The sequence below is a fragment of the Arthrobacter sp. KKT183 genome, from assembly GCF_055657625.1.
Genome location: NZ_CM145770.1, coordinates 3,377,062 through 3,401,710 on the forward strand (window position 1 = coordinate 3,377,062; position 24,649 = coordinate 3,401,710).

The 24,649-nt window shown below is 62.1% G+C and carries 19 protein-coding genes and 1 riboswitch; of the genes, 17 read left to right on the forward strand and 2 right to left on the reverse strand.

Features of this window, described 5'->3' with window-relative positions; translation table 11 throughout:
* Position 1 precedes the first annotated feature (1 nt).
* Complete coding sequence (gene xdhB, locus ACZ2GY_RS15985; RefSeq protein WP_471672451.1) at positions 2–2,392, reverse strand: xanthine dehydrogenase molybdopterin binding subunit; 2,391 nt, start codon at positions 2,390–2,392, stop codon at positions 2–4.
* A complete protein-coding gene (locus ACZ2GY_RS15990; protein WP_471673609.1) occupies positions 2,389–3,885 on the reverse strand; it encodes a xanthine dehydrogenase small subunit in 1,497 nt (498 codons plus the stop codon). The genes xdhB and ACZ2GY_RS15990 overlap by 4 nt, the downstream gene beginning before the upstream one ends.
* A gap of 398 nt (positions 3,886–4,283) precedes the next feature.
* A riboswitch (glycine riboswitch) is annotated at positions 4,284–4,381 on the forward strand.
* Between the two features lie 158 nt (positions 4,382–4,539).
* Between ACZ2GY_RS15990 and gcvP the strand changes: the two genes are divergently transcribed.
* From gcvP to ACZ2GY_RS16075, 17 genes are all read left to right on the forward strand, one after another.
* Positions 4,540–7,392, forward strand: a complete 2,853-nt coding sequence (gene gcvP / locus ACZ2GY_RS15995; RefSeq protein ID WP_471672452.1) for an aminomethyl-transferring glycine dehydrogenase — start codon at positions 4,540–4,542, stop codon at positions 7,390–7,392.
* A 10-nt stretch (positions 7,393–7,402) separates the two neighbouring features.
* Complete coding sequence (gcvT, locus tag ACZ2GY_RS16000) at positions 7,403–8,524, forward strand: glycine cleavage system aminomethyltransferase GcvT (protein ID WP_471672453.1); 1,122 nt, start codon at positions 7,403–7,405, stop codon at positions 8,522–8,524.
* Between the two features lie 126 nt (positions 8,525–8,650).
* The gene (gcvH, locus tag ACZ2GY_RS16005) at positions 8,651–9,034 is read left to right on the forward strand and encodes a glycine cleavage system protein GcvH (protein ID WP_277357544.1); all 384 of its coding nucleotides are present in this window, start codon (positions 8,651–8,653) and stop codon (positions 9,032–9,034) included.
* Positions 9,031–10,362, forward strand: coding sequence for a serine hydroxymethyltransferase (glyA, locus tag ACZ2GY_RS16010; RefSeq protein WP_471672454.1), 1,332 nt, complete (start codon positions 9,031–9,033; stop codon positions 10,360–10,362). The genes gcvH and glyA overlap by 4 nt, the downstream gene beginning before the upstream one ends.
* A gap of 96 nt (positions 10,363–10,458) precedes the next feature.
* Positions 10,459–11,856 (forward strand): L-serine ammonia-lyase, encoded by a 1,398-nt coding sequence (locus ACZ2GY_RS16015; protein ID WP_471672455.1) that lies wholly within the window; start codon positions 10,459–10,461, stop codon positions 11,854–11,856.
* Between the two features lie 25 nt (positions 11,857–11,881).
* Positions 11,882–12,889 carry a lipoyl synthase gene (gene lipA, locus ACZ2GY_RS16020; protein WP_346027715.1) on the forward strand — a complete coding sequence of 336 codons (1,008 nt, stop codon included), beginning with the start codon at positions 11,882–11,884 and terminating at the stop codon, positions 12,887–12,889.
* A gap of 34 nt (positions 12,890–12,923) precedes the next feature.
* Positions 12,924–13,736 carry a methylenetetrahydrofolate reductase gene (locus ACZ2GY_RS16025; RefSeq protein ID WP_471672456.1) on the forward strand — a complete coding sequence of 271 codons (813 nt, stop codon included), beginning with the start codon at positions 12,924–12,926 and terminating at the stop codon, positions 13,734–13,736.
* Complete coding sequence (gene purU / locus ACZ2GY_RS16030; RefSeq protein ID WP_471672457.1) at positions 13,699–14,631, forward strand: formyltetrahydrofolate deformylase; 933 nt, start codon at positions 13,699–13,701, stop codon at positions 14,629–14,631. The genes ACZ2GY_RS16025 and purU overlap by 38 nt, the downstream gene beginning before the upstream one ends.
* A gap of 58 nt (positions 14,632–14,689) precedes the next feature.
* Positions 14,690–15,154, forward strand: a complete 465-nt coding sequence (locus tag ACZ2GY_RS16035; RefSeq protein ID WP_471672458.1) for a hypothetical protein — start codon at positions 14,690–14,692, stop codon at positions 15,152–15,154.
* The gene (locus ACZ2GY_RS16040; protein WP_277357551.1) at positions 15,151–15,456 is read left to right on the forward strand and encodes a winged helix-turn-helix domain-containing protein; all 306 of its coding nucleotides are present in this window, start codon (positions 15,151–15,153) and stop codon (positions 15,454–15,456) included. Before ACZ2GY_RS16035 ends, ACZ2GY_RS16040 begins: the two co-directional genes overlap by 4 nt.
* Positions 15,457–15,558: 102 nt before the next feature.
* A complete protein-coding gene (locus tag ACZ2GY_RS16045; protein ID WP_346027718.1) occupies positions 15,559–16,632 on the forward strand; it encodes an alkene reductase in 1,074 nt (357 codons plus the stop codon).
* A 138-nt stretch (positions 16,633–16,770) separates the two neighbouring features.
* Positions 16,771–17,433, forward strand: a complete 663-nt coding sequence (locus tag ACZ2GY_RS16050; protein WP_471672459.1) for a DUF1294 domain-containing protein — start codon at positions 16,771–16,773, stop codon at positions 17,431–17,433.
* 583 nt (positions 17,434–18,016) lie between these two features.
* On the forward strand, positions 18,017–18,637 hold the full coding sequence (locus ACZ2GY_RS16055) for a recombinase family protein (RefSeq protein ID WP_471672460.1): 621 nt from the start codon (positions 18,017–18,019) through the stop codon (positions 18,635–18,637).
* A gap of 148 nt (positions 18,638–18,785) precedes the next feature.
* A complete protein-coding gene (locus ACZ2GY_RS16060; RefSeq protein ID WP_471672461.1) occupies positions 18,786–19,307 on the forward strand; it encodes a hypothetical protein in 522 nt (173 codons plus the stop codon).
* A gap of 1,172 nt (positions 19,308–20,479) precedes the next feature.
* Positions 20,480–21,028 (forward strand): hypothetical protein, encoded by a 549-nt coding sequence (locus ACZ2GY_RS16065; protein WP_471672462.1) that lies wholly within the window; start codon positions 20,480–20,482, stop codon positions 21,026–21,028.
* Positions 21,029–21,130: 102 nt separating this feature from the next.
* Positions 21,131–22,264 carry an AAA family ATPase gene (locus ACZ2GY_RS16070; RefSeq protein ID WP_471672463.1) on the forward strand — a complete coding sequence of 378 codons (1,134 nt, stop codon included), beginning with the start codon at positions 21,131–21,133 and terminating at the stop codon, positions 22,262–22,264.
* Entirely contained in the window at positions 22,265–24,634 is a 2,370-nt protein-coding gene (locus ACZ2GY_RS16075; RefSeq protein WP_471672464.1) for a S8 family peptidase, read from the forward strand.
* The last annotated feature ends 15 nt before the right edge of the window (positions 24,635–24,649 follow it).

Here is a 24,649-nt window from a genome sequence, read left to right on the forward strand (position 1 = left end):
GTCACTGCGCTGAACTCGTGGACGTGACAAGGTCACCGGAACCCGAGGAAGAAGAGGACGACGACGGCGCGGACACCCGCTCGATCGCCCAGAACACCGCTTCCGGGGTGGCCGGGCTTGCGAGCTCCACTTCGACATCACCGGGCCCGAAGGCGGCGACCGCCTCCCGAAGAGCCTCCCGCACGCTGAATGCCAACATCAGCGGCGGTTCACCGACGGCCTTCGAGCCATAGACCACACCGCTCTCGGTCGCCCGCTCGAACAGGTGCACGTTGAACTCCTCGGGCATCTCGGAGAAACTCGGCAACTTGTAGGTGCTGGCGGACTGCGTGGTGATCCGGCCGCGGTTGGCGCCGTCGGATGCATCCCAGCGCAGATCCTCGAGCGTCAGCCAGCCCGCGCCCTGCACAAAACCGCCCTCAATCTGCCCAACGTCGATCATCGGAGAGAGGCTGTCGCCGACGTCGTGCACTATGTCTGTGCGCAACTGGCGGTAAGCACCCGTGAAGCGATCCACTTCCACCTCGGCGAGCGCCGCGCCGTAACTGAAGTACTTGAACGGTTCGCCCTGCATGCGGGCGCTGTCCCAGTGCAGTCCTTCCGTCCGGTAATACCCGGCCGCCCACAGGGAAACTCGCTGGAAGTACGCGTCACGTGCCAACTCCGCGAAGGTCATCGCCGAATCATGGAAGCCGATGCCGGTGACCTTTCCGTCATCGAACCGGACATCGTCGGGGTGGATGTTCAGCTTCCGCGCGGCCACTTCCGCCAGCCGTTCGCTGATCTGCTCGCACGCATTCTTGATCGCACCGCCGTTGAGGTCCGCTCCGGAGCTGGCCGCCGTCGCCGACGTATTGGGCACCTTGTCCGTCCGCGTTGGCGCGAGCCGGACGGAGGACAGCGGCACCCCCAGCGCAGTCGCCGCAACCTGCCGCATCTTGGTATGCAGGCCCTGGCCCATCTCCGTGCCGCCGTGGTTGATGAGCACCGACCCGTCCTTATACACGTGCACCAGCGCGCCGGCCTGGTTGAACGCGGTCAGGTTAAAGGAGATGCCGAACTTCACCGGGGTCAAGCCTAGCGCCCGCTTCACATTCGGGTGCGAGGCGTTGAACTTCGCGATCTCCTCGCGGCGCCGGGCAACGTCCGCACGGTCCGAGAGTGACTGCCAGATCGCCTGAAGGCGTTCGGCGTGCCGCACCGGCTGCCCGTACGGCGTGCTCTGCCCGGGCTCATAGAAATTACGATGACGAAGCTCACTCGGATCCAGCCCCAGCAACGGCGCGCACCGGCCAAGTAGATCCTCGATCACGAGCATCCCCTGCGGACCGCCGAAGCCTCGGAACGCCGTCTGCGACGTCTTATTGGTTTTCGCGATCCGGCCGTTCACCTCGATGTTCGGGATGTAGTAGGCATTGTCGATGTGGCACAACGCCCGCTGCAGCACAGGTTCGGAGAGGTCGAGGCTCCAACCGCCGTCGCTCGTGAGGGTGGCTTTCAGCGCCTGGAGGCGACCGTCGTCGTCGAACCCTGCCTCCCACGTGGCGTGGAAGGGGTGGCGCTTGCCGGACATGGTGATGTCCTGGGTGCGGTTCAGCCGCAGCCGGACGGGCCTGCCGGTAAGCGTGGCGCCGAGCGCCGCGATGGCCGCGAAGCCGTGCGGCTGCATCTCCTTGCCGCCGAATCCGCCGCCCATGCGGAGGCACTGCACTGTGACGTCGTGACTGGATAGGTTCAGCACGTGCGCCACGATTTCCTGCGTCTCGGAGGGGTGCTGGGTGCTGCACTGGATGAACACCTGCCCGGACTCGTCGATGTAGGCGAACGATGCGTGCGTTTCCAGGTAGAAGTGCTCCTGCCCGCTGAACTGGAACTCGCCACTGAACCGGTGCGCTGCATCCTCGAGCGCCTTGTCCGGCTCGCCGCGAGCAACCGTCGGGCGGTTCCCCTGGAAGCTCTCGGCCGCGATGGCTTCCTCAACAGTGATCAACGACGGCAACGGCTCGTAATCGACCTCCACCGCCTCCGCGCCGAGGCGCGCGGCTTCTAGCGACTCCCCCAGCACCCAGCACACGGCGTGGCCGTAGAACATCACTTCGCTGGGGAAGAGCGGTTCGTCATGCTTGATCCCGGCGTCGTTCACGCCTGGAACGTCCGTCGCCGTTAGTACCCTGACGACGCCCGGAACCTCCAGCGCGGGCTCGGTGCGCAGGCCAGCTATGCGGGCGTGAGCATGCGCCGACTGAACCGGCCAGGCATGCAGCGCGTTCGAGCTGCGGACAACCAGGTCATCCGTATACAGAGCCGTACCGGTGACGTGGGCTGCGGCGCTTTCGTGGGATACGGGGACACCGACCACGGGGTTTACTGGGCGATCCGACAGCGACTTCACTTGGCCACCTCCAGATCTTCAGCGTTCTCAGCATGGAATCTCAGCAGCGCCTGTCTCAGCATCGCCGAGCGGTACAGCGAGCTGGCCCGCATGTCATCGATCGGCGTTCCTTCACCCGCCATGACGACGGCGGCGGCGGCCACCGTGTCCGACGTCCAGGGTTGACCGACGAGCGCCTCTTCCGTCGCGAGAGCGCGGATTGGCGTCGCTGCCACACCGCCGAGTCCGATGCGCACGGAGGTTACGACGCCGCCGCTGAGTTGCAGTGCGATGGCCACGGACACACTTGAGATGTCGTCGAAGCGCCGCTTCGCGATCTTGTAAAACGCGGTGCTTTCGGCGAGCGGCAACGGGATGCGAATAGCGCGGAGCATTTCGTGCGGCTGACGAACACTCTGGCGGTAGCCGGTGTAGTACTCGGACAACGGAACTTCGCGCTCTCCGTCTGTGGAGGAGAGGACAATTCTTGCGTCGAGCGCCAGGAAAACCGGCGCGGAGTCGCCGATGGGCGAACCCGTGGAGAGGTTCCCACCGAAGGTCGCGGCGTTACGGATCAGCCGGGAGGCGAACTGCGGGAAAAGGTAACCCAACAGCGGGACGCGGCCGTCGAGTGCCCGCTCGACTTCAGAGAGTGTCAGCGCGGCGCCGATCTCGATGGAATCGGCGTCGAACGTCAGCGCCCGGAGTTCCTCCAGCCGATCAATCGCGAGGACCAGCGGCGGGCGGGAATGCCGCAGATTAACCTCAACGCCGAGGTCGGTCGCTCCCGCAACCAGCTTCACGTCCGAGTTCTCGCGCAATGTCTGGTGGACCTCATCGAGCGACTGCGGACGGATAAACTCCGATTCACCGCTGACACGGGTGTGCTGCGGCGCGGGGGCGGGCCGGTTCTGCCGTTCGAGCAGCGGATCCGAGCCCGAAGGTGTTTCGAGCGCGTAAGCAGCGTCGCGGATCGGCCGGTAGCCGGTGCAGCGGCACAGGTTCCCGCTGAGCGCATGGAGGTCAAACCCGTTGGGGCCGCATTCGTGGTCAGTTGCGTGCTCTTCACCGACGACGGCGGTTCCCGTTTCCTTGTCTTCCTGCGCGGGCGAGCGCTCCGGTCGGTAATATTCAGCAGCCATCGAGCAGACAAATCCCGGGGTGCAGTAGCCACACTGCGAGCCGCCGCGCTCCGCCATCTCGCGCTGCACGGGGTGGAGGTCCTCCGGCGTGCACGCATCAGAGACGTTCCCGAGACCCTCAGCGGTGACGATTTCCTGGCCGTCGAAGGCCACTGCCGGCGGGAGACACGCATTGACCGAGGTCCATCGGCTGCGATCGGATCCGTCCGGGCGGGCTACGAGGACGGCGCAGGCACCGCATTCCCCTTCAGCGCAGCCTTCCTTCGAGCCCGTAAGCCCTTCATCCCGCAACCAGTCGAGTAATCGAATGTGGGGGTTTGTTCCGCTGCAGTCCCGGACTTTGCCATTGACGGTTACCTTGATTCCGTCCATCATTCACGCTCCCGTACTAACCGGACCGACGCGCCAACCGAACTGCCTGAAGCGTGTCAAACTGTTCGTTACGTAGTTTCGGTGTGACCTAGCGTACACCCACCGAGCGGAACTTCGTTTCCACCATGCGATAGAAAGGAGCAAAGTTTTGAGCACAACAAGTCCTGCTGCCGAGGAAGAGCGGCGACTTCGGTTGTTGAAGTTCAGGGAGGCAGTGGATGCGGCATCGAGCGCTAGTGCCGCTGGCCATCGATACGAGACTGCCCTCTGGGAGCGTACAGAACTGGCTGACGTAGAGAAGTCACTGAACTAGACGGACCCAGTCGTACAGGAGTTGCGTGAAGACTCAACCAACCGGTAGTCTGTGAATCGCGTCACCTGTCAGTGACGCACGCTTTCGATCCGCGGCGGGAGAGTCCTGCCGGTACGTTCAGCAGGCGCCGTAGGAGCAAATCCTCCCCAGGAATCTCTCAGGCCCACGTACCGCCGCGGCGAGGCAACTCTGGAAAGCAGTCCGGGAAACCGGGCTCACCGACGGTGCAAGTGGATCCTGAGAACATCAGGAAAAACGGAAACTCTCAGGTCCAATACAGAGCGGGGAGGAACCCAAGTCATCGTGGTGTTTTGCGCCACCTGAGTTATGGAGTTCCTCATATGACAGTCCAGTCATTCGTCCCCACGTTCGCAGACCGCCACATCGGTGCGCGCCGCCAGGACCACATCGACACGATGCTCAAGGCTGTTGGCTATGACACCGTCGACGGCCTCGTTGACAGTGCGGTTCCCGACTCCATTCGTCAGGAAAGCCCGCTCGGGCTGGACAACGCGCTCAGCGAAGTCCAGGTGCTGGCCGAGCTGCGAAGGCTTGCCGGCAGGAACAAGACCGCCGTCCAGATGATCGGTCAGGGCTACTACGACACCGTCACGCCGGCAGTGATCCGCCGCAATATCCTCGAGGCGCCCGCCTGGTACACGGCCTACACGCCCTACCAGCCCGAAATCTCGCAGGGCCGGCTCGAGGCGCTGCTCAACTTCCAGACCATGGTGCAGGATCTCACTGCCCTACCGGTGGCCAACGCTTCCCTTCTCGATGAAGCCACCGCGGTGGCCGAAGCCGTGCTGCTCATGCGCCGGGCCAACAAGAACAAGGCCGTCAAGGACGGCAAAACGGTTCTCGACGCGGGCTGCCTCCCCCAGACCATTGCCATCGTCCTCGGCCGCGCAGAGGCGCTCGGATTCGAGGTTGAGGTCGCTGACCTCTCGCAGGGACTCCCGGAAGGCGACATCAACGGCGTCGTCCTCCAGCAGCCGGGCGTCTCCGGCCGTGTCTGGGACCAGACCTCCGTCATCGCAGAAGCGAAGGAGCGCGGTGCGCTGGTCACGGTCGCCGCTGACCTCCTCGCACTGACGCTCATCACCCCTCCGGGTGAGCAGGGAGCGGATGTCGCCGTCGGTTCCACCCAGCGCCTCGGTGTTCCGCTGTTCTTCGGCGGACCGCACGCCGCGTACATGGCCGTGCGCGACGGCATGGAACGCACCCTCCCAGGCCGCATCGTCGGCGTCTCGAAGGACAACGCCGGTGCTACCGCCTACCGCCTGGCCCTCCAGACCCGCGAGCAGCACATCCGCCGCGAAAAGGCCACGTCGAACATCTGCACCGCGCAGGCACTGCTGGCCATCGTGTCTTCCTTCTACGCCGTCTACCACGGCCCGGACGGACTGAAAGCCATTGCGCAGAACGTCCACAGCAACACCCGTGCGCTCGCCACCACCCTGAAGGCCGCCGGCTGGGAACTGACGAGCGACTCCTTCTTCGACACCCTCACCGTCCGCGTACCGCGCGACGCCGCCAAGGTAGTCTCCGCTGCCGAATCCCGCGGCATCAACCTGCGCCTCGTCAACGCCGACACCGTCGGCATCTCGGTCGATGAAACGACGACGCCGGAAATCCTCTCCGCCGTGTCCGCCGCCTTCGGTGCCGGTCAGGTAAGGGAAGCCGCGGGCTTCGAGCTGCCCGCCGCCGCGGTGCGCACCTCGGAATACCTTCAGCACCCGGTCTTCAACACGCACCGCTCGGAGACCCAGCTGCTGCGCTACATCCGCAGGCTTTCGGACCGCGACCTCGCGCTGGACCGAACCATGATCCCGCTGGGCTCCTGCACGATGAAGTTGAACGCCACCGCTGAAATGGAGGCCATCTCCTGGCCGGAGTTCGCTTCCATCCACCCCTTTGCCCCGGATTCCCAGACCGAAGGCTGGCGCGAGCTGATCGACGGACTCGAAGCCGACCTCGCTGAGATCACCGGGTACGATCAGGTCTCGATCCAGCCCAACGCCGGTTCACAGGGTGAGCTCGCCGGGTTGCTTGCTATTCGCGGTTACCACGCTTCCCGCGGCGAGGGCCAGCGCAACGTCTGCCTGATTCCTGCGTCCGCGCACGGCACGAACGCTGCTTCCGCCGTTCTCGCGGGTATGAAGGTCGTTGTGGTGGCCACGGCTTCGGACGGCACCATCGACCACGGGGACCTCCGGGCGAAGATCGAAGCCCACCGGGATGCACTCTCCGCGATCATGATCACCTATCCGTCCACCCACGGCGTGTACGACGCCGACGTCCGCGAAGTTTGCGATGCGGTGCACGAGGCCGGTGGACAGGTCTACGTCGACGGCGCAAACCTGAACGCGCTCGTCGGCCTCGCCCAGCCAGGCAAGTTCGGCGGCGACGTCTCCCACCTGAACCTGCACAAGACCTTCTGCATCCCGCACGGCGGCGGCGGTCCCGGTGTGGGCCCGGTGGCTGCAAAGGCGCACCTTGCGCCGTTCATGCCGGGCGACGCGAACAAGTCTGCGCATGAAGCCGGACACGGCGTTGCGATTTCCGCATCCCGCTTCGGTTCCGCGGGCGTCCTGCCGATCTCCTGGGCGTACGTGAAGCTGATGGGCGGCCAGGGCCTCACCGAAGCCACCAAGTCCGCCCTCCTGGCAGCGAACTACATTGCCGCCCGGTTGAACGAGCACTTCCCGGTCCTCTACACCGGCGAAAGCGGACTCGTTGCGCACGAGTGCATCCTGGACCTGCGCGAACTCACAGACCGCACGGGAGTCACGGCCGAGGACGTTGCCAAGCGCCTCATCGACTTCGGGTTCCACGCCCCCACGCTGTCCTTCCCCGTGGCGGGAACGCTCATGGTGGAACCGACCGAGTCAGAGGACCTCGCGGAAATCGACCGCTTCATCGAAGCAATGGTGACCATCCGCAAGGAAATGGAGCAGGTCGCCAGCGGCGATTTCACTATCGGGGAATCGCCCCTGCGCAATGCACCGCACACCGCTGCCGCCGTCGTCACCTCCGAGTGGGAGCGCCGGTACCCGCGCGAGCAGGGCGCTTTCCCCGTGCACTCACCCCGACAGGACAAGTACTTCCCGCCGGTCGGCCGCATCGACGGCGCCGCTGGAGACCGTAACCTGGTCTGCTCCTGCCCTCCCCTCACCGCTTTCGAAGACTAAGGATTCCGCGATGACTGAGAAGTACACAGCACTCTACGACCAGCACAAGCTGGCCGGCGCCTCATTCACCGACTTCGGCGGCTGGCAGATGCCCCTGAAGTACAGCTCCGAACTCGCCGAGCACCACGCAGTGCGCAAAGCGGCCGGGCTGTTTGACCTCTCCCACATGGGAGAAGTCTGGGTCACCGGCCCGGACGCCGCGGCCTTCCTTGACTACGCACTGGCCGGGAAGCTCTCAGCAGTGGCAGTCGGAAAAGCCAAGTACTCGCTGATCTGCCAGGAAGACGGCGGCATCATCGACGACCTGATTTCCTACCGCCGCGGGGAGGAGAAGTACCTGGTGGTGCCGAACGCCGGCAACGCGCCCGTGGTCGCCTCGGAATTGCTTGAAAGGGCCGCCAACTTCGATGTGACCATCGACGACGTCTCTGCCCAGACGTCACTGATCGCTGTCCAGGGACCCAAAGCCGAGGAAATCCTGCTCACGCTGGTGCCCGCCGAACAGCATTCACTCGTCACCGACCTCAAGTACTACGCGGCGGTCGAGGTTGAGATTCAGGGTGAGCAGTTGCTCCTTGCCCGCACCGGGTACACCGGCGAGGACGGCTTCGAGATCTACGTGCCGAACGAGGGTGCCCCGGGTCTGTGGGAAGCATTGCTGGAGACCGGGACCGGGCATGGCCTCATCCCCGCCGGCCTCGCGTCCCGCGACTCCCTGCGCCTTGAGGCAGGCATGCCGCTGTACGGAAACGAGCTCTCCCGCGAGGGCAACCCCTACGCCGCAGGTCTTGGCCCGGTCGTCTCGCTGGCCAAGGAATCCGACTTCATCGGCAAGACCGCGCTGGCTGACCTCAAGGCAGCCGGCGCCGGCTCCACCACCGGACGCAAGCTCGTAGGCCTCAAGGGCCTCGGACGCCGCGCAGGCCGCAGCCACTATCCCGTGCTGAAAGACGGCAACGTGGTGGGCGAAGTGACCTCCGGCCAGCCCTCCCCCACCCTGGGTTACCCGATCGCCATGGCCTACGTCGACGTCGAGCACGCTGAACCGGGCACGGCGCTGGATATCGACCTCCGCGGCAAGCCCGAGCCGTTCGAAGTGGTCGCGCTGCCGTTCTACAAGCGTTCGAAGTAGTCCTGCGGCACCTCCGCCAGAGTCGGCATTTTCACGCGTGCTGCTTCGCTTAACCCACGCTTTCGAAAATGCCGGCCCTGCCGGAGCCACCCAACCCACAGATTTCTCGTTGTAAAGGAAAAACACATGAGCAAGGTTATTGCCGACCTGAAATACTCCGCCGAGCACGAGTGGATTGCCGGCGACGGCTCCGGACCCGTCTCGATCGGCATCACCGCCGTGGCCACTGACGCCCTCGGCGACATCGTGTACGTGGACCTTCCCGAGGTCGGGGACACCGTCACTGCCGGTGAGACGTGCGGCGAGGTGGAATCCACCAAGTCCGTCTCAGACCTCTACGCGCCGGTCTCCGGCGAGGTCACCGAAACCAATGCCGACGTCGTCGACAATCCGGAACTGATCAACAGCGATCCGTACGGCAACGGCTGGCTGTTCAAGGTGGCCGTCACCGAAGAAGGCCCGCTGATGTCAGCTGAAGAGTACGCAGCAGCCAATGGCGGCGAGCTGTGAGCCCGGCAGGCACGAGCGGGGCCACGGTCGCTTTCGAGCAGGTTGTCTCACCGTCGCTCAACGCACAGCTGTCCGATCTGGACCCGGAGATCGCCGCCAAGATCGACGACGAACTGAACCGCCAGCGCACCGGTCTGGAAATGATCGCGTCTGAGAACCACACCGCGGCTGCCGTGATGCAGGCACAGGGTTCCGTCCTGACCAACAAGTACGCCGAGGGCTATCCCGGCAAGCGGTACTACGGCGGCTGCGAACATGTGGACGTCATCGAGCAGCTGGCGATCGACCGCCTGAAGGCCCTGTTCGGCGCCGAGTACGCCAACGTGCAGCCGCACTCCGGCGCCCAGGCAAACGCCTCGGTGATGCACGCGCTGATCAAGCCCGGCGACACCATCATGGGCCTGAACCTGGCCCACGGCGGGCACCTGACGCACGGCATGCGCATCAACTTCTCCGGCAAGCTGTACAACGTCATTCCGTACCAGGTCCGCGAGGATGACCACCGGATCGACATGGCGGAAGTGGAGCGGCTCGCACAGGAACACAAGCCGCAGCTCATCGTTGCCGGCTGGTCCGCGTACGCCCGCCAGCTGGACTTCGCCGAGTTCCGGCGGATTGCCGACTCGGTGGGCGCCTACCTGATGGTGGACATGGCGCACTTCGCCGGCCTCGTCGCCGCCGGGCTGCACCCGTCCCCCGTACCGCACGCGCACGTCACCACCTCCACCACGCACAAGACCCTCGCCGGTCCGCGCGGCGGCATCATCCTGAGCAACGACGCCGACATCGCCAAGAAGATCAACTCCGCGGTGTTCCCGGGCCAGCAGGGCGGACCTTTGGAGCATGTCATCGCGGGCAAGGCAGTTGCCTTCAAGATCGCAGCCTCGCCGGAGTTCAAGGAACGCCAGGAGCGCGTCCTTGCGGGCGCCCGGATCCTGGCCGTACGCCTGGTCCAGCCCGACGTCACTGCGAAGGGCATCAGCGTCATCTCCGGCGGAACCGATGTGCACCTCGTCCTGGTGGACCTGCGCAACTGCGAGCTCAATGGCCAGCAGGCCGAGGACCGCCTGGCGGAAATTGACATCACCGTGAACCGCAACGCGGTGCCTTTTGATCCCCGTCCCCCGATGGTGACCTCCGGTCTGCGCATCGGCACGCCTGCACTGGCTACCCGCGGCTTCGGCGCAGAAGCCTTCGCGGAGGTCGCGGACATCATTGCCGAGGCCTTGATTGCCGACGCCGGCGCTGATCTCTCCGGCCTGCGCTCCCGTGTGGAAGCACTCGCCGCCGCGCACCCCCTCTACCCCGACGTTGCCGACCTCGCCTGACCTCTGAACTTTTGTCCAGGTAACGAGAGTTCGGAGACGTTTAGGTCTCCATATCTGGACAAAAGTTCTGACCTTCCAAGCAGTAAGGAATGACCAATGGCTGTTGGAGTCTTTGACCTCTTTTCCATCGGGATCGGGCCCTCAAGCTCGCACACCGTCGGCCCCATGAGGGCTGCCGCCGTCTTCGCGGAGGAGCTCAAGGCCTCCGGCAGACTGGCGGAAGTGGCGTCACTGCGGGTGGACCTCTACGGGTCCCTCGCAGCGACGGGCCGCGGACACGGCACCATGACCGCCGTCCTCCTCGGGCTCGAAGGCTTCCACCCCGAGCTGATCCTGCCGGACGAAGTGGAGGAACGGCTGGCTGCCATCGCCGACACCGGCATGCTGCAGTTGGCCGGTGGCACTTCCCTGCCCTACGGCGTCGAAGACATGGTCCTGCGTCCGCTGACCGTACTGCCCCGCCACACCAACGGCATGACCTTCCAAGTGAAAAACGACGACGGCGAGGTACTCCACGAGGCAACGTTCTTTTCGGTGGGCGGCGGCTTCATCGTGCGGGAAGGCGAGGAAGATGCCGCTGCGGAACAGCTCGAGGAGTCGAAGGAACAACTGCCCTACCCCTTCCGCACTGCGGCAGAACTGCTGGAGCACTGCCGCAACACCGGCCTGGGGATCAGCGACATCATGCTCCTCAACGAGAAGACAACGCACTCCGAGGAGGAAATCCGCGACGGCCTGCTGCACATCTGGCAGGTGATGGAGGAGTGCAAGAACTCCGCGATCAAGCGAGAAGGCTTGCTTCCCGGCGGTCTGAAGGTCCGCCGTCGTGCTCCGGATTGGCATGAGCGGCTGCTCAAGGAGGACAAGGACCGGGATCCGAAGTACTGGCAAGAGTGGGTCAACCTCGTTGCCCTCGCCGTCAACGAGGAGAACGCGTCAGGCGGCAGGGTGGTCACCGCGCCCACCAACGGAGCCGCCGGCATCATTCCCGCCGTGCTCTACTACGCGCTGCACTTCGCGCCCGGCATGGAGAACGCGACGCAGGAGGACCGGGACGACGTCGTTATCAAGTTCCTGCTGACAGCCGCCGCGATCGGCGTGCTGTACAAGGAGCAAGCTTCCATTTCCGGCGCGGAGGTGGGCTGCCAGGGCGAGGTCGGGTCGGCGTCGTCCATGGCAGCGGCCGGCCTCGCCGAGGTGATGGGCGGCTCTCCTTCCCACGTTGAGAACGCGGCGGAAATCGCCATGGAACACAACCTCGGCCTGACGTGCGATCCCATCGGAGGACTGGTTCAGGTGCCGTGCATCGAGCGCAACGCGATTGCTGCCGCGAAGGCAATCAATGCTGCCAAGATGGCTCTTTGGGGAGATGGCTCGCACCGGGTATCTCTGGATGAAGTCATCGTGACCATGCGGGAAACCGGCAAGGACATGAGCTCCAAATACAAGGAAACGGCACTCGGCGGCCTTGCCGTGAACGTCGTCGAATGCTGAATCGGAAGTCGAAGGAAGAGAACCCATGACTCTGGCACCAGAAGGCCGCAAGCTGCTCCGCGTAGAACAGCGCAACTCTGCAGTACCGGTGGAACGCAAGCCGGACTGGATCAAGGCAAAAGTCCAGATGGGTCCGGAGTACGTCCAGCTCAAGAACCTCGTGAAGAAGGAAGGCCTCCACACCGTGTGCGAGGAGGCCGGCTGCCCCAACATCTTCGAGTGCTGGGAGGACAAGGAAGCGACGTTCCTCATCGGCGGTTCCGAGTGCACCCGGCGCTGCGACTTCTGCCAGATCGACACGGGCAAGCCCTCCCCGGTGGACCGGTTCGAGCCCACCAAGGTGGCTCGCTCGGTCAAGGCCATGCAGCTGCGCTACGCCACTGTGACCGGCGTGGCCCGTGACGACCTCGAGGATGAGGGCGTGTGGCTCTACGCGGAGACCGTCCGCAAGATCCACGAACTCAACCCGGGCACCGGCGTCGAGCTCCTGATTCCGGACTTCTCCGGCAAGCCGGAAAACATCCAGGCGATCTGCGATTCCAAGCCCGAGGTCTTTGCCCACAACGTCGAGACCGTGCCGCGCATCTTCAAGCGGATCCGGCCGGCGTTCCGTTATGAGCGCTCTCTCGACGTGCTCACGCAGGGTCGGGATCTCGGCATGGTCACCAAATCCAACCTCATTCTGGGCATGGGCGAAACCCGGGAGGAAATTTCGCAGGCGCTCTCCGACCTGCACCAGGCCGGCTGCGACCTGATCACCATCACGCAGTACCTGCGTCCGAGCGAACGCCACCTGCCGGTGGACCGCTGGGTCAAGCCCCAGGAGTTCGTCGACATCCAGCAGGAAGCGGACGAGATCGGCTTCCTCGGGGTCATGAGCGGGCCGTTGGTGCGCTCTTCGTACCGCGCCGGCCGGCTCTGGGCCACCGCGATGCGCAAGAAGGGGTGGGAGATCCCCGCCGAACTCGCGCACATTGAAAGCTCCGGCAGTACCCGCCAGGAAGCCAGCACCCTGCTGGCTGCACACGGCTGAGTTCCAGCCGGATCCTGATGCACTGAGAGGACCAATGATGTTCCCCACCAGAATTGAAATAATCCCTTCCGAGGGAATTGTTGAGCGGGTTGCCGCTGCGGTGGCCCCGAGTACCCCGATCACCGTGACCTGTCTTCCGCATCACGGCGTTGGACGGACGGTTCGCACCGCGACGCAGCTGGCTGGTCTCGGGTACACGGCGATCCCGCACCTCGCCGCGCGAAGCGTTCAGAGCAGGGCGGAGCTCACCGGGATCCTGCGGAACTGCAGCGACGCCGGTATCGGGGAAGTGTTTGTCATCGGCGGGGACCGGAAACATCCTGCCGGCCCGTATGACTCGGCGCTGCCACTGCTGGAAGACATCGAGCAGTATTCAAGCGGCCTGATCCGGGCGGGAATCGCGGGTTATCCTGAGGGCCACCCCTTCCTCGATCCGGGGGCGGGCGTGGATGCCCTGCTGGCCAAGCAGCACCTTGCGTCCCACGTAGTCACGCAGATGTGCTTCTCAGCTCCGCGGATCCTTGACTATGTCGCACTGCTGCGCCGGGTAGGAGTGCAGCTGCCCGTCTGGGCCGGCGTGGCAGGAGCGGTTCCGCGAACCCGCCTGGTGTCGCTGGCGGCGCAGATCGGCGTCGGGAGCTCCCTGAAGTTCCTCAGCCGCAAAGGGCCGCTGGCCCGCAAGCTGCTGGTCGGTGACCATTATGCGCCGGAGAGCCTGATAGCCGAGCTGAAAAGCCAGTCCGCGAGGCTCGCCGGTATCCATCTCTACAGCTTCAACAGCCTTGACCCGACGCCCTCCGGCACTGACCATGGGTCAGACATCAAAGGAGCATCCCGTGCTAACTGAAACCCCGCCGTCCCAGGAAGAGCATGTCCTCACGGTCGATTGCGTCGAGTCCCCCGGCATCGTCCACGCCATTTCGGGATTCCTGTTCGAGCACGGCTGCGACATCCTCGACATCAAGCAGTACGGGGACAAAGCGCAGCGGCACTTCTTCATGCGCGTCCACTTCTCCTTCGGGTCCTCTGGATCCCAAACTGACGCAGTCGCCACGGACCCCTTCACCACGGAGGACCTGCGCCGCGATTTCGCGCCGGTGGCCGAACAGTGGCAGCTGAACTGGCAGCTTGAGCCGCAGGGCCGCAAACGCCGTGTCCTGGTCATGGTGTCAAAGATGGGCCACTGCCTCAATGACCTGCTCTACCGCACCCGCACGGGCGAGCTCCCGGTAGAGATTGTCGCCGTCGTCTCCAACCACCGTGACCAGGAAGGACTGGTCGAATGGCATGGAATTCCGTTCTTCCATGTGCCCGTCACAAGGGACACCAAGCCGGAGGCCGAGGCAAGGCTCCTGGACATCGTCGACCAGTTCGATGTCGAGCTGGTGGTCCTTGCCCGCTACATGCAGGTCCTCAGCGATGAGCTCTCCAACAGGATGGCGGGCAGGGTCATCAACATTCACCACTCCTTCCTGCCGAGTTTCAAGGGCGCCAAGCCGTACCACCAGGCCTACGAGCGGGGCGTAAAGACCGTCGGGGCCACCGCCCACTACGTCAATGCGGAACTGGACGAGGGCCCGATCATTTCCCAGCAGGTTATCGAGGTGGACCACACCTACGGGCCGGAGGACCTGGTTGCCGTGGGCCGCGACGCCGAATGCGCCGCGCTGCGCAATGCGGTGCGCTGGCACTGTGAGGGAAGGATCGTGCTGCTCGGCAACCGCACGGTCGTTCTGCGGTAGCAGCGCCACTGGTGAACAAGTACTTTCCAAATCGTTAAGTGCTTGCTACCGTGGTGCCATGGCACGTCATGGGGAAGAGCCGAAGAGCACTGAGGCCGCGGAGGCGCGGCGGATGCTGCACGCCGCCGACGCCGGGTCCACACGTCTGCGCGCCACTTCCACGCGTGCCGAAGGTTTCTGGACCGTCCTGTGGGGAATCCTTCTCGGGCTTGGTCTCTTCACAGTGCTCCAGCGATTTGCCTGGTGGGAAGGTGCGGCAGGAATAGCGCTCTTGATCGCGTTCTACGTAGTGGTAGGAATAGTGAACTGGAGGCGATCAGCCGCCCGGACCGTCAGACCAAAATACTTTTCGCAGATGTGGCGAGCCGCGGGGATCTGGGCAGGCGTGATGTTGGTGGCCTCACTTTTCCTGACGCATGAAAGCGACGGGCAGGTAAATCTGTGGTGGTCGATTCTCTTGGCGGTACTGTGCGCGGCGCCGACTATCGCCTGCGGCATCTGGTTGGTGGCACGCGGGCGATGAGCCTCTCAGAATCGCGGGCCAAACTCGACGATGTGGTTCACTCACCGCTTCGGTTCTCCATCCTCGCCGCGCTGGCAAGCGTCGACAGCGCAAACTACCAAACACTGAAGGAAGCGCTGGACGTCAGTTACCCCCTGTTGAGCAAGCATGCCTCCGTTCTCGAAGAAGCCGGCTATATCAGCGTGGAGAAGTCATTCGTCGGCAAGAGGGCGCAAACGGTCTTTCAGCTCACCCGCGAGGGTGAAGCCGCTTTCAGGAAGCACCTCAGCGCGCTGCAGGAAATCGCGAACGGGCTGACGTAGCTGCAGCATCAGTTGCGCCCACTGTGATCCACGTCCCATTCGGAATAGTTGCCGGGGCAACTGCGCTTTCACAGTGAAAGCTTCCGCGAAAGGACTCCCCCCATGCTGTTCTCCCCGATCACCGTAGGCGAACTGAAACTGCCCAACCGCTTGGTAATGGCTCCGCTCACCCGCTGCCGTTCCGGCCAGGACGGCATTCCGGGGCCTATCGTCGTCGAGCATTATCGCCAGCGCGCGTCGCTCGGCTTGATCGTCAGCGAGGGAACTTATCCGAGCCACGCCGGCCAAGGCTTCCCAGGTCAGCCAGGGCTCGTGACGGACGAGCAGATCGAAGGCTGGACCAAGGTCACTGATGCCGTCCATGCCGAGGGCGGTCGCATCTTTGCCCAGGTCATGCATGCCGGGCGGGTTACACACGAGGACACCAACGGAGGCCGCACGGTCGTTGGACCGAGCGCCATCGCGATCGACGGCATGACCCGCACCTACAAGGGAAAGCAGCCCTATCCGGTCCCCCACGCGCTTACGGAAGACGAGCTTCCCGGAGTTATTGAGGAGTTTGTTCAGGGCTCACTGAATGCGATCAGGGCAGGGTTCGACGGCGTTGAACTCCACGGCGCCAATGGTTACCTGTTGCACGAATTCCTGTCTCCCGCGGCAAACCAGCGCGAGGACCAGTACGGCGGCTCACCGGAGAACCGCGCGCGGTTCGTCGTTGAGGTGGTCAAAGCCGTCGCTAAGGCAGTCGGAGCCGAGAAGGTGGGCATCCGCGTTTCACCCGAGCACAATGTCCAGGGCGCAACAGAGCTGGACCGCGAGGATCTCCGCCGGACCTACTCCGCCCTGACCCAGGCCATCTCACCGCTGGGACTGGCGTACCTCAGCGTCCTTCATAACGAGCCTGCCGGTGAATTGGTCCGGGAACTGCGTGAGCAGTTTGACGGTCCATTCCTCCTGAACACCGGCTTCAGCGTCATGACTACCCGGGATGAGGCCATCTCACTGGTCGAGAATGACCTGGCTGACGCCGTCGTCGTCGGCCGTGCGGCCATTGCCAATCCGGATCTGGTGTACCGCTGGAAGGAGGGTCTGCCGGAGAATGAGCCGAACATGGCTACGTTTTACACCAGCGGCGCTGAAGGCTATACGGACTATCCCGTCTATCAGCCGGCATGATGCCGTAGGGGCTGCTGGCATGGAGGCCCCACTGCGCGATCACGACCTCGTCCTCGTCCTCGGGGAAACCTGAAGGTAAGCGGGTGTCTGTACTGGCGGCACGCATTCGATTCTCATATCGATCAGTAACATGTGGAAATGGCGATCGGAACCGAGCGGGCATCTGGAACGCTGACTTCGTGGAACGACGATCGCGGTTTCGGGTTCATCTCCCGAACGGACACTTCCCAGAAGACGTTCGTGCACATCTCAGCGTTCCCGCCTCGGGCGCGTCGACCTCAGCTTGGTGAGGCATTCACATTTGAGGTTGGGCTCTCCCGTGACGGAAAACGGCGCGCAACGCGCGTGCAGCCGGTTGTTCATCCGCCAGCGCTAACGTCGTCGATGAGGCGAACGCCCAGAGCGGGAATACGGCGCAGATCGGGCAGGCTGACTTATCTGCCAATCCTCGGCCTCGTCATCGCATACTTGCTTGTCAACGCCATATGGCCCATCCCGCTGCGGGTGCCAGCACTGTATCTGTTGGCAAGCTGCCTCTGCTTTCTCCTGTACGCGGCCGATAAGGCCGCCGCCGTCTCCGGGGGGTGGCGGACTTCGGAGAGGGCGCTGCTCCTGTTAGGTGTCGTCGGTGGGTGGCCGGGCGGTATCGTCGCGCAGCAGGCGCTTCGCCACAAGACGCGCAAGGCGAGTTTTCGCTTTGCTTTTTGGAACAGCGTTGTCGTGAATCTGCTCGCCTTCGCCCTGTTCACTACGCCGCTATTCACGGTGTTTGCTCGATGGGGCAGCGCAATATTCGGGTAGATCGTCTGCTGAGTAACATCGACGATATTGCACTTAGTCGCTGCCCCCACGCTGACCCCTGAACTCATGGAGAAGCTTCCGCCACGACACCACTACCGGATTACGTGACTGACGATCTGAGCGCTCGTGATCTGTCCAAAGCGCAGAGCCGAGACTTCGCCTTGCGCAACCTCCCAGCACCGGACATACAGAACTGACACAATTCGAGCGGCCAGGTACAAAATAACGCTCCAGAAATGCCCTTGCTGAAGTGATGAATGAGGCACCCTCATTTGTAATTTGGGAGTTTTCAGCGATCGTGCCTAGCTCAACTTCGCGGTGATTCCACGCGGGATCACCGACTCACAGATTTCCGCTGCATGCATTCAACCGACGCCGGCGGCCTTCTGAATTGGACTACATGAATGCACCTGATGTCTTGCAACCCTAGGGTTGCAACACACTAGAAGGAGACAACCCCACTCCCCCGCCACTACTACTCCCTCTATGTCTTGCTACCATGTATCCTAAGTAGGGGTATCCATTCGTGACTGAGAAGTAGGTTGCGAGACGATTATGGGACGAATCGACATAGAGGAGCCGCATGGGCAAGCTGATCGGGTACGCGCGGGTATCAACTCGCCTCCAGGGCACCGACCGGCAAGTCGCCGATCTACTCGCCGCCGGCGTCCGCCGCGATGACCTGTACATCGACCACGGCGTCAGCGGTGCTCATGCGCGGCGTCCCCAGTTCGACAAAGCCCTCGACGCACTGCATGAAGGTGACACCCTGGTCGTCGCCACCCTCGATCGTCTCGGTCGTTCCACTTCCAACATGCTCGCGCTGGCCGATGAACTTCGAGCTCAAAAGGTGAATCTGCGAGTATTGAACCTCGGCGGCGGGAACGTCGACACCGGCACACCGATGGGATCCATGGTCTTCACCGTCATGGCTGCCCTCGCGCAGATGGAGCTCGAGATCAAACGCGAACGCGTCAACGACTCCAACACCAAACGCCGCGCCTTCGGCTTAGACCTTGGCGGACGACGGCCGATCTTCAGCGACAGCCAGATCGCCAATGCCCGCCGGCTCATCGAACAAGGACAACCGGCCTCCCATGTCGCCCGCGACCTCGGCATGTCCAGAGCCACCCTGTACCGCCGCATCGCCAACATTGAGGCCCGACAGTGGATTGCTACCCACCCAGATTCCACGAACGTCTAGGTTCCAGTTGAGGCCTGGCGGAGCCGTGGCTGGATACGGCCAGCCACGGCAAACTGATCTTCGATATGTTCATCCACAAGCGTCTTGATGCAGCCCGACCTGAATCCGTTACGGCTTAGAGATGAGACTGAGGAAAGGCTTACGAGCAATGGACGCAGAGCCAGCAATGCCCGAAATAGAGGGGCACCGCGCATACGTCGGCACGACCTCTGACGGGGAAGCCGCTGTGGGTCGCATAGCTATCTGGGCCGCGAGCGTGGAACAGAACCTTGTGGACCTGTGCGCCCGATTGATCAACAGCGACTCCGAAGTTGGCCATGCCGTGACTGCAAACATGAGTGCGTCATCGGTGATCCAGCTTGTAAGGAAATTGGTCACTGACTCAAAGACAGTCAGCGAAAAGGACAAGGCGGAAGTCCTGGAAATGCTCGCGGAAGCGAGAGCAGCCCTAGAGCAACGCAACAAGATCCTGCATGCGAGCGTGGGAGAACTTATGTTTGAAGGCAAAACGCTCTTCTTTCAACGGCGAAAAAGGGGAACCGTGCCGGTTGGGCAGGGTCCGGTCTGGGAATCCACTTTGCATGGATTAGAAGAGCTTGATGAGATCGGCGCACGGCTTTTCAAGGTCTCGGAGGACCTTTGGGGGTACGTCCATTTGCCGCCTGATTAGCCCGGTTTGGGCCCAGCTTGTCGCTACAGGGGCCTGGCCCATCGATCAGCGGGGTGAGTGCCCGGTCGAACTGCGGCCGAGGCTCGAGCGCCGGACACACCGTGATCAATATGAAGTCATAGCGACGTACTTCTGCGGCAGGAGATCCACCTGCTGCTGCTTTGATACGCGTGCTAGCCCGATGAGTTTCGTCATGCCTGCCTTCTGGACGCACGAACGCATCGCGAACCTGCTGGTACTGCCCGGTGCGTATGGGTGTACCCCACAGCAACACTCTCTGTCAGGAGCCCGACGAGGACTGCTGAAGTAACGAGCAACGCGGGCACCGGCAGGGTAGCTCACCTAGATCAGCTCCTCATTCACCGTTCCATCGACACTGAGGCTGGTGTCCACATTTCTTACCACGTTTTTGATTCGCCATAGGGAGCATCTTGAACGTGGTGCTGAAGAGCTTCAACAATCGCTCCTCAACGCATTCAGGATCAGCTCCTGGCGTGGTGGACCAACCGACCAGGAGTTGATTAGCAGCATCCTCGATCTGCCAAATTGCCCGTCCTCCACGGTGGGTGGTGTTCTCGCCTGCCCCATAGCGACGGTACAAATCCAACCTGTCCCGTAGGGCTGTTCCTCCGGCGATACCGCCAGCCTTCCCGAAGTACAACACGGGAGTGGGTAGCTCCCACCTTTGCCTGAGCTTGATGAGCGGATATGCAGGGTTCCTTTCTCGATGCCAGAAGCCGGTACTGCTGTCGCTGAGTAAGAGCGCCGAAGGCTCGGGACGGAGCACCACGTAAACGCCCGTCGACCATAACGCCGAGCCATATCGTTCTAGATCCGTAAACGGGACAAAGCCCCTAAAGCCGGCAGAGCGCAGTCCAGCCAGTGTGAATTCCATCCTGCTCCTTCCCCAAACGCCCCCGTCGCTAGGTCTACTGCTTGGCGAAGAAGCGCATGAGCGGTGCAGATCCCGCCTAATGCCCAACAAGCCGTGCAAGCGCTTCGTACTTGCTTACCGACCCTACTGATTCCCCTCGACATGTGGCGATAGATCGAGGTGGCAAATTCGGTCCTTTTTGCACGGCATCAATTCGAACGGCAGCGAACGCGCAAGGGTCGCCACCGGCGAGCTTTGACTGGGCTGATGTAGGGTCGAGGCCAAGGGGAGGTCGAGGATGACGACTGCAAGTTTCAAGGCACTCGTACAGGCCGTGCTCGGTAAATCAGAATCAAACACTTGGGACACTGCCGTCCTCGAATGGAAAGTCGTTGACTTAGAGGAAGATCCCGCGGGCCAGGGCGAGTGCGTTTGCGGTCAACCGCACTTGGTCCAAATGTTCACCATTAGGAATCTGCGCAACGGCGAGTCGCTGTACCCGATCGGCAATGTTTGCGTCAGGAAGTTCGGCCGCCAGGACCTGGACCTAGAGGTGGATCTTTTCAGCAGCATGCATGCCCTCCGAAAAGCGATAAACGCAGGCGAAGCTGAGTTCACGTCCAAGTACTTCTCACGCACTCTGCTAGAGCATCTTCACTCCGCTGGAGCGTTCACTCCTGACGAGTGGAATCACTACGACGGCGAAGAGGACTACAGCTTCCTACTGGATATGTTCAACAAGCGGAACAAAGATGCCCTGACCGCGAAACAACATCGCAAGATCAGTGTCCTGTTGAACAAGAAAGTCTTCCCTTTCATTTTGGCGACCAGTCAACCCAATATCTAGAGGGGAAAGGAACAACCGACGGATTAGGCGGGCGGCCGACGTTCCAAAACTTACCATCGACGCACAGCCCAGCTAAGCGCTTCATTACGTATGGTGGTAAGCATGCAGTCAGCCGTCAACAATTCTTTCCACCCAAGTGCATCTTTGGAAGCGGCACTCGTTAACCTAGCGAGGGCCGGTGCGAAAGGTAACCCCAGCACTGTGCGCAAGGTGGCGAACCAGTTAATTCGAAGGGTTCCGGATGGCGTCGCGGATGTGGAGAACTTCCGTAGCGCTCTTCACGAGGCAATTAGCACACCCCGTGATACCCAACTCACTTTCTCAACAAGCTCGCTGCCCATGGAAACTGGCGGAGCTGGCCCACTGGTGGAGCTCGTTGAGACACCCGACGGAACGACTTTGATCTTACCCGAGGTAGTTCAAGCTGAACTTGACGAGATTGTGCTCGAAAGACGGCAGATCAATTTGCTCGCTTCCAAGGGTCTGGAGCCCTCCCGATCCGCCCTGTTTTCCGGAGCGCCCGGGGTCGGGAAGACCCTCGCCAGTCACTGGGTAGCAGGTCAAATAGGTCTCCCTTTGGTTAGCCTCGATCTTGCTGCCGTGCTCTCGAGCTATTTGGGAAGCTCGGGGAGGAACATCAGAGCCGTACTTGAATTCGCAAAAGCAACGCCCTGCGTACTGCTACTGGACGAGTTTGATGCCCTAGCTAAAGCTCGTGATGATGACAGCGACGTCGGTGAGCTAAAGCGGATCGTGAACGTCTTGCTAGTCGAACTGGACCGATGGGACAGCCGAAGCTTTTTGATAGCAGCTACCAACCATGTGCAGTTGCTCGACCCCGCGATTGGCCGCAGATTTGATCGCATTGTTGACTTCCCGCTGCCTGGATTGAGGGAACGAGAAGCTCTCATTAACACGGTCGCTAACGGCAATCTAGAGGCCCCGATCGCGCGGGCCGTTGCCGAGCTAACCGATGGAAGTTCACCCTCCGATCTAACCCGGCTTCTGGAGAGAGCCGGCCGGCGGAGCATCCTGCGCAGCACCTCCTTCGAACGCGTCTTGTTGACTGAACTTCTTTCCATGCCTCTCGGACATGGAAAGTCGAGGAACCTGATCTGGAAGAGATTGCATAGGGAGTTTGGGTTATCGCTGCGCGCAATTGCAGACTTAGCTGGGGTCAGTCACCCGACTGTCTCCAACGCGGTACGCCGCATAGAAACAACTCAGGGGGAATAGATGGCCGAGTTTGGAGATGCTCAGCGCCCGTTTCTGTACAAGGGTGAAGCCCTGCGTACTGAAGCGGAGAAGCCACCAACCGGTGGCGGCGACAAGTATGAGCCACAATCCGCCGTTGAAGCCCGAGAAGCCCTTCTACCGCAGATAAGGTCCCTGCGTCAGGAGGTGTCAACGCTCTCTTCCGAGATGAAAATACCGGGGCATACGTTCATCGAAGCTAAGCTTCTTCCCAACTACCTGGCAGCGTCCTCATTCCCCGGCCAACTACTCAACCAGCTGGGCGCGATGCCCGTCGGTTCCAGGGCCGAGGAAGGCCTCTATGTGACCGCTTCGGCTTCCAAACGTGCCATAACGCGCCGCCTTGTACTCTCGGTTCCCGACGGTTCTTTAGCTGACCTGGAAAGTCTTATCGAGACGCAAGGGCGAGGTCGCAGTGAACGCGCCGCCTTCGAAGAAATCCGGAAACTGGATGAACTATCGCTCCCTACACAAGCTGTCACGCGCGCCCTGCAGGAGGTGGAAAGTGACGGAGACGATGTCATTCTTTGGGAAACGGTACTGAATCCTATCGGGCTCCAAGGAGAGAGCCTCATAGCGGCGGACGACGCTGTCGTAGATCATTGGCGTGCAGCAGTGGAGGCTGAGGGTGGCAGCATCGAAGCAAGCTTCGTGCGACGCGTCGGTGGCCTAACCTTCGTACCAGTACGGGCTGCAAAAAGCGCGTTAGAGAACCTTGCAGCGTTTAACGTCTTGAGGATCGTCCGACCTATGCCGGCGATCCCACCCCGGCCCATATTCGGTACAAGAGCAGCGACAGCGTGGCATGGGCCGACCTCGGAGGCCACACGGGATGACTCCTTCAAAGTAGCCGTCTTCGACGGCGGCTTAGACGAGGCCGCAAACTCCAACCGTCACATGGTCGCCGAATCTATCGATCTAACAGGCGAAACAGCACACGATGGTTCACTCATGCATGGAACAGCAGTTACAGGCGCCGCACTCTACGGCCTCGTACGGCCCGGTGGCCAAGCGGTAGTCCCACCCCTACCACTCGATAGCTTCCGTGTGTTGCCACCACCCGCCATCCCCGGTGACATGCACGGCTACTGGGTTCTGGATCGAATCAAAGAAGTTGTGTCACGTGACGAACACAAAATAATCAACCTGAGCCTGGGCCCAACCCTGCCAGTGAAAGACGACTCAGAGCCCAACCGATGGACAAGCGAACTCGACACCCTGGCGTGGGAACGAGATGTCATGTTCATCGTCGCCGCCGGCAATGATGGACACCTCGATTCACATTCCGGCAGGAACAGGGTGCAAGTCCCGGCTGACATGGTGAACGGCTTCAGCGTCGGTGCCTGCGATGTTTCCGCCCCAGGCGCACCTTGGAAGCGCTCCTCATACTCCTCAGTCGGCCCCGGAAGATGGGGCGGGCGGGTTCAACCCCTAGGCGTTCAATTTGGTGGATCCGACGCAGAGAAATTTCCCCTTCTGGCGGCAGACGGCACTTTCTTAGAGGCAACGGGCACGAGCTTCGCCGCACCCTTGGTCACGCACGCCATGTCTGAGCTAGCGATCAACATGCCAACGGTGAACACGAACGTCTTGCGGGCCTTCGGGGTCCACTTCGCTGAGCGTCCATCCAGCAGCCATAAGAAGCTGCAACCTGAAATAGGGTACGGGCGGATACCCTCGGATTTCCTCAGCACGCTCAACTGTTCTCCTGATGAAACCCACGTACTTTACAAAGATTCTGCCGAGCGCGGGGAACTGTCCGCCTATAGCCTCCCGATTCCTCGAGGGCTGGGGGGCAGGCTGAACATCCGGGTTACGCTCGCATACACATCACCTGTTGAACCTACGGAATCAACCGAGTACACCCGCGCCTCGCTCGACCTAGCTCTACGACCGCACGCGTTTATGCACAGGTTCACAAACCCGCAAAACAACCGGGACTCGAAAATTGTGGACCGCAGGAGCAACGACGCCTTCCAGCTCATACAACGAGGGTGGCGTGAAAGCCAAGAGCCAGTCACGAAACCATTAGGCTCCTCAAACGGGAAGAATGAGGCGAGCCTGCGTGAAGGCGGCAAATGGGAAACCCTACGCCACTACCGCTTCAGCCTCGATCCCAGCGAGATCGAGAATCCACGGATGGAGATGACCTACCTAACCAGGGGACGCGGTCAACTCGACAAATCACCGAGCAAACTACCATTCGCTCTCCTCATCTCAATCTCTGACACGTCCGGCGAGGGAAAACTGTACGACAGTGCAGTATCACAGTTCCGAGCACTCCAGCCTGCAACTCGAGCACGCACCAGGCTAGGGTTGCGCTCAGAAAGAACGCCTATCTGGGAAGAATAAATTGCCGATAACGGC